Origin of the sequence: Streptomyces sp. AK02-01A, assembly GCF_033795305.1 — a bacterium.
Lineage (GTDB): Bacteria > Actinomycetota > Actinomycetes > Streptomycetales > Streptomycetaceae > Streptomyces.
The window spans coordinates 1-822 of record NZ_JARBAE010000128.1; the positions used below are offsets into that span (position 1 = coordinate 1).

An 822-nucleotide genomic window follows, 5' to 3' on the forward strand; every position below is an offset into this window, starting at 1 on the left:
GGGGTCTGAGGGTCGTCGCGGTCGACGGCACCCTGTTGTCGGTCCCGGACTGCCCGGCCAACCTTGCGGTGTTCACCCGGCAGCGGCTGGGCAACGGAATCTCGGGCTATCCGCAGCTTCGTCTGGCCGTGCTGGTGGCCTGCGGAACCCGGTCGATGATCGGGGCCGTGTTCGGTCCGGCCACGACCGGCGAACTGGAGTACGCCCGCCGCCTGGCCACGGATCTGCGGGCCGGCATGCTGCTGCTGGGCGACCGGAACTTCGCCGCCACCGCACTGCTGAACCAGTTGGCCGCCACCGGCGCCGACCTGCTCGTGCGCTGCAAGGCCAACCGGAACCTGCCCCCGGTGGCCCGCTGCCGCGACGGCTCGACACTGACCCGGATCGGACCACTGACCGTGCGTGTCATCGAGGCCGCGGTCACCGTCCGCACCGCCCGGGGCACACGCACCGGCCACTACCGGCTGCTGACCACCCTCACCGACCCCGCGGCCCACCCTGCCGCCGAACTCGTCCGGCTCCACCACGAGCGCTGGGAGATCGAGACCGCCTACGCGGAGCTGAAGTCCACGATGCTGGGCGGACGCGTCCTGCGGGCCCGCACCCCGGACGGCATTGAGCAGGAGGTCTGGGCCCTGCTGACCGCCTACCAGGCACTGCGGACCACGATGACCGACGCCACCGACAGCGTCCCGGGCACCGACCCCGACCGGGCCGGCTTCACCACCGCCCTCGCCGCGGCCCGCGATCAGCTCATCCTGGCCGCAGGCGTCATTACCGGCACGGACATCAATCTCGTCGGCACCATCGGCCGTCACGTCC

1 protein-coding gene is annotated in these 822 nt (G+C 72.0%); it reads left to right on the forward strand.

What is annotated here, in order from left to right; translation table 11 throughout:
* A partial coding sequence (locus tag PV679_RS36025; protein WP_319685499.1) for an IS4 family transposase occupies positions 1–822 on the forward strand: 822 nt, incomplete at both ends.